The organism is Microbacterium sp. B24 (assembly GCF_000333415.1).
Taxonomy (GTDB): domain Bacteria; phylum Actinomycetota; class Actinomycetes; order Actinomycetales; family Microbacteriaceae; genus Microbacterium.
This window is the reverse complement of the sequence record NZ_BADB01000169.1, coordinates 1-5,131: the sequence shown is the minus strand read 5'-3', so window position 1 is coordinate 5,131 and position 5,131 is coordinate 1. Positions and strand designations below refer to the sequence as shown.

General features: G+C 69.7%; 6 protein-coding genes and 2 pseudogenes. 1 reads left to right on the top strand and 7 read right to left on the bottom strand.

The window, feature by feature from the left end:
• From I5I_RS04340 to I5I_RS04310, 7 genes and pseudogenes are all read right to left on the bottom strand, one after another.
• Positions 1-411, bottom strand: a pseudogene (locus tag I5I_RS04340) (hypothetical protein); the annotation flags it as partial.
• Positions 412-425: 14 nt separating this feature from the next.
• The gene (locus I5I_RS04335; protein ID WP_036316808.1) at positions 426-1,220 is read right to left on the bottom strand and encodes a coniferyl-alcohol dehydrogenase; all 795 of its coding nucleotides are present in this window, start codon (positions 1,218-1,220) and stop codon (positions 426-428) included.
• A 145-nt stretch (positions 1,221-1,365) separates the two neighbouring features.
• The gene (locus I5I_RS04330; RefSeq protein ID WP_036316807.1) at positions 1,366-1,824 is read right to left on the bottom strand and encodes an HtaA domain-containing protein; all 459 of its coding nucleotides are present in this window, start codon (positions 1,822-1,824) and stop codon (positions 1,366-1,368) included.
• The gene (locus I5I_RS04325; protein ID WP_051039473.1) at positions 1,821-2,906 is read right to left on the bottom strand and encodes an MBL fold metallo-hydrolase; all 1,086 of its coding nucleotides are present in this window, start codon (positions 2,904-2,906) and stop codon (positions 1,821-1,823) included. Before I5I_RS04325 ends, I5I_RS04330 begins: the two co-directional genes overlap by 4 nt.
• Entirely contained in the window at positions 2,875-3,549 is a 675-nt protein-coding gene (locus I5I_RS04320) for a GntR family transcriptional regulator (RefSeq protein WP_051039472.1), read from the bottom strand. The genes I5I_RS04325 and I5I_RS04320 overlap by 32 nt, the downstream gene beginning before the upstream one ends.
• Positions 3,503-4,177: a TetR/AcrR family transcriptional regulator gene (locus tag I5I_RS04315; RefSeq protein ID WP_083867933.1), complete on the bottom strand. Its 675-nt coding sequence runs from the start codon at positions 4,175-4,177 to the stop codon at positions 3,503-3,505. Before I5I_RS04315 ends, I5I_RS04320 begins: the two co-directional genes overlap by 47 nt.
• 21 nt (positions 4,178-4,198) lie before the next feature.
• Entirely contained in the window at positions 4,199-4,666 is a 468-nt protein-coding gene (locus I5I_RS04310) for a thiolase C-terminal domain-containing protein (protein ID WP_204365816.1), read from the bottom strand.
• Positions 4,667-4,693: 27 nt separating this feature from the next.
• On the opposite strand from I5I_RS04310, the pseudogene I5I_RS04305 reads away from it, so the two are divergent.
• Positions 4,694-5,131: pseudogene (locus I5I_RS04305) on the top strand (hypothetical protein); the annotation flags it as partial.

Below are 5,131 nucleotides of genomic sequence, written 5' to 3'. Positions count from 1 at the left end.
ATTCGAGCTCGGTCCCGGGGATCCTCTAGAGTCCGCCTTCGGCGTGAACGATGCGCCGACCAGCCGACGGTAGATGGAGTGCTGCGGCGGGTCCATCGCGAGGAAGAACGAGGCGAGCTGCTGGATCTCGAGAGGCGAGGGGGCGATGCTCACCCCGAAGCGCGAGACGAAGGTCTCGTTGTCCAGGCTCACGGCCGTGATGTCCTCGGCGCGGGCGAGGGCCCAGAATCCCTGTTCGCCGTGGGTGTCGTAGCCGGGGACCTCGAAGGGCTCGTGCCACGAGACGGGGGCTTCGTGACGAAGCCGCCGGAAGGATTCCTCCCGGACGTCGAAGGGCTTGCTCCAGAAGGCGAGCGAAGAGATGTCGATGTCGGTGGACACCGGGTGCGCGGTGGCGAAGGGTGTGATCATCGTCCGATCTCCGTTCAGTTCGGCGGGGTGAGCTGGAGACGGCCGGCGAGAACGCCGCCGGTCAGTCCGCCGTCGACGGCCAGGGCATGCCCGTTGACCCACCGGGACTCGTCGGATGCCAGGAAGATCACGGGGCCGGCGATGTCCTGAGCGGTCGCGTGCCGACCGACGATCGAGCGGACGCCGTCGAGCAGGTCTTTGCCCATCGACTCCTCGAAGTCACCGAGGATGGGGGTCTCGACGGGACCGGGAAGCACGGCGTTGATGCGGATGCCGCGCTCCAGCAGCGCGATGCCCTGCCCCTGCGTGTAGACCGTGGCCGCCTCCTTCGAGAAGTTGTAGGCGTTGCCCTCCTGCGGGTGGGAGGCGAACCAGGCCGCCCCCTCCTCGAAGGACGTGGTCTCCATGAGCTCGGTCAGCGCGGCGATGCGCGCGGGCCAGCCGTTGCCCGCCGTCGACGACACGATCACGACGGCACCACCGCGCGGCAGCAGCGGGACGACCGCTTCGGTGAGTGCCCGCATGCCGAGGAAATTGACCGCGAACACGACGTCGCCGGGGAGCGTCCCCGGCACGCCGGCGACGTTCAGCAGTGCGTCGTACGAGCCGGAGAGCTGCGCGACCGCGCTGTCGATGCTGGCGGGATCGGCGAGGTCGACGGGGATGTAGCGGGCGACGGCGACGGTGGGCTCGTTCCGATCGAGCGCGGTGACCTCCGCCCCCGCGTCGATGAGCTGTTGCGCGACGGCCGCGCCGATACCCGACGACGCACCGGTGACGATGACGCGTCTTCCACGAAGTGACGACATGACATTCTCCTGACTGGAGCCGCCTTTGGCTCCGTCTGGGCGGTCCACCGTTGGACCGCATATATGGACGATGTTCGTCTGATATTACTCATGGCGCGTCGAAGCGCAAGAGGTATCTGAGGTCTCGACGGATTTGTCGACCCGATCAGACGAGGCGCACGGGGGCGAGTTCCGTGCCGGGCGCGTACCGGAAGTCGAAGAGCATCGCTCCCTCGAGCCGAAGCGTCGCCGAGAGGGTGCGCGGGTCGATGTCGGCGAGCGCGACGCGCTCGACGTCGTGGATGCCGAGGCGTGCCGTCAGGGTCGTACCGGTGGAGATCTCCTCCAGAGCCGGGTCGAAGACCGCGGCCCGCAGAGCTCCGTGATGAGCGTCGAAGATCACGCCGCCGACGAAGGAACGCCGATTCGTCGCCCCTCCGGCCGCAGGTGGGGCGACGGTCGGGAAGCGCACCTCGGCGCCCACGATCTCTGCGGACCCCACCGCCGTGATCGATCCACCGGCGTCCAGGACATAGCGCCAAAAGCTCGGCTTCACCGCCCAGGCGAGAGACGCACGGGCAGCGGAGTCCGACACCGGGACGGACTGGTCGGCACGCGGGGTCATGAAACGAGTCCGTATCGCGTCGGATGGGTCGAGACAACGGCGACGAGGCCACGCGCCTCCAGGCGCCGCACGTGCGCGAACACCGTTGCCAGAGCCAGGTGCCGGTCAGCCACCGACATCGCTTCCCACGACCGTGACCACGTGAGCGCGGCGGCGGCCTGGCTGACCGAACAGGGACCCCGCTGCCGCAGCACCGACGTCAGAGCCTCGCTGCGGACGGTCTGGTGACCACGCAATGCGTCGATGCGGTCGCCCAGGCCGGTGAACGCGTATTCGTGCCCGGGAAGCACGACATGATCGGCGAAGGCGCGGAGGCGCTCCAGCGCCATGAGGTAGTCGCCGAGCGGGTCGCCGTCGTCCGTCGCGCGGTGCAACCCGACGTTGGGGTTGATCGTCGGCAGGATGTGGTCGCCCGTGAACAGGAGCTTCGCCTCGGGGTCGACGAAGCACAGGTGACCGGAGGTGTGGCCGGGGGTATGGACAGCGACGAGCCGGCGAGATCCGACCGCGACGATGTCGCCGTCGCGGAGGTGGTCGTCGGGCAGACACAGCTGCACGCGCAGCAGCGCGCCGACGGCGTGCGACTGCTCCCGCAGCGCGCGGACGAGGTCCGGCCCGGCATCCACGGCAACGAGCCACCGCATCTCGGACGCCGCCGCGACTTCGGGAGGCCGATCGATCATGTCGGCGAGGAACGCCCCCTCGCTCGCGTGGACGGACACCCGGGCACCGGAGAGGTCCCGCAGTCGCGCGGCCATGCCCAGATGGTCGGGGTGGTAGTGCGTGACGAGGATGCGGGTGAGATTGCCGAGGTCCAGGCCGGCATCGGCAGCGCCCGCGCGGAGGGCGTCCATGCCCGCCGGCGTATCGAGACCCGGATCGATCACGACGGCGTCCGAGCCGTCGACGACGAGGTAGGCGTAGGTGAACCGCACGGGGAACATCTCGCACGGCACGGGCACCGCCCACACTCCGGGGGAGAGCTCCACGGTCGGGGGACGGTCGCCGCGGAGCCACGCGTGCGGTTGCGCAGCGTCGACCGCGACGACGTCAGCTACCCGTGCGGTGCTGCGACCAGGCATCCGTCACCCCCATCCGTCCCAGAAGACTCGTCAGGCTCGCCCGCAGGTGCACGGCGGTGGTCTGCATGGCCAGCACCTCGTCTCGGTCGAGAATCGCGTCGACGATGCCGATCTGCTCCGCGAGGGCCTGCAGGAAGCGGGACGCCGACGGGTTCACGCGGCGCACCCGCAGCAGGTGGGCACGAATCGGCGCCAGCGCTCCGATGAGGAAGGGGTTGGCGACCGCGTCGTCCATCGCTTCGTCGAACCGGTCGACGACGGTATAGAAGACGTCGAAGCCGCCGTCGGCGGCCGAGGCGCAGGCCTCCCGCGCGGCCGACAGCTCCCGGCGCAGGCGGGCGAACACCTGCGGATCGTGCCGACGCGCGACGAGCCGCGCGACCTGCACCTCGAGCGCCTCGCGCAGCTCGAACAGCTCCACCACGTTCTCGCTGTCGAACCCCGCCACGACGCCCTGCCCGTCGCGGGACTCGACCAGTCCCGCCGCCGCGAGGCGTCCCAGGGCTTCGGTCACCTCGGCCTCGGACGACTCGAGCCGGAGGGCCAGTACGACGGGGTCGAGCACCTCGCCGGGGCTCAGCTCCCAGGCCTGGATCTCACGGACGAGCTGCTGGAACGCCGGCTCGCTCCCACGACGGATCATCCGACTCCTCCGCCGAGTATGCCCGAAGGCCGGCGATCACCGTGTCCACCAAGCGCTCCGCGTAGCGGGTGCGTTCCCCGACGAACCTCTCGATCGATCGGCCCGGGATCATCAGGTAGTGATTGATGATCGTCCCGCGGACGCTGTCGAACACCAGCGCCGGCGACGCGGTCGGGGGCAGCTCGCCGCGCGCGGCGGCAGCCGCCACGACCGACCGCGCCACGGCCTGCCACTCCATCTGGAACGACGACATCGCCGCCCCCAGGACGTCGGGGAAAATCTTCGCCTCCAGCTGCGCACGCAGCATCACCAGCCCGAGATGCCCCGACAGCGCACCGATCAGGCGCTCGGCGTACGCGATGAGCGTCGCGCGCAGCGGGGTCGACGTGTCGATCTCCATCGGCTCGGCCTCCGGCGCGGCCGCGCGGATCGCCTCGACGAGCAGCTCCTCCTTGCTCGACCACCGACTGTAGATCGCCGCCTTGCCGACCCGCCCCTTCGAGGCAACCGCGTCGATCGTGAAGCCCGCCCAGCCCGAGTCGGCATACACTTCGAGCGCGGCGAGGAGCACCTTCTCCTTCATCCGCGGGTCGGGGGGTCGACCACGCATCGGCGCGGGCTGGGACATGGACCGAGTATGTCACGGCGGTCAGCCGAGCTCGCGTTCCGAGGAGAGCACCAGGGCGCCGGCGGCCGCGAAGAAGAGGCCGACACCCTGCACGAACCCGACACGGACGCCGTCGACCTGCGCCGCGGCTTCGCCGCGCAGCTGCCGCACCGATTCGAGGATCGCGAACATCCCGTACATGCCGGTGTGCGTGTACGACAGTCCCCCGCCGTTCGTGTTCATCGGCAGGCGTCCGCCCGGTCGGGTATGGCCGTCGCGCATGAAGTCCGCCGACTCGCCGTGACCGACGAATCCGAGGTCTTCGAGCCCGTACAGGGGCAGGTGCGCGAACGCGTCGTACACCATCAGGTGGTCGATGTCGTCGTGCTGGATGCCCGCCGTGCGGAAGGCCTCCTGCGACGACAGACGGAAGGAGCGGAACGAGGAGACGCCGTCCATCTGCGAGATCAGGGGTGACTCCGCCGATTCGCCCGAGCCCTGCAGGTACACCTCTCCCGCATCCGCGAGCGGTACGAAGTGGCCGGCTCCGCGCTGTCCGACTTCGCGAACGAACTCGAGCAGGCGCAGCAGCAGGCGGCCGGGGCCATCGCCGCGCACGACGACGCCCAGCGTCGGCACATGTACGCGCAGCGCAACCTCTCGGAGGCTCGCGAGGCCACGCAGCAGACCGTCGACCCGAACGAGCTCGCGGAGGCGACGGATGCCGCGCGTCGCTACTCCTCGATGAGCACGACGGCCGCGAGTGATCTATCGCAGGCACAGGCCGCTTACGATGCCGCGCTCCAGCGCGTGCAGCGGGCCGGCGACGCCGCGGCATCCACGATCTCGCAGACGGTGTCCAGCGATTCGCTCAACGACTCGTGGTGGGACAACGTCCTGGACTGGGTGAACCAGAACGCGGAGTGGCTGAAGGTCGTCAAGGACATTCTGACGGTCGTCACCGCCATGTCGGCG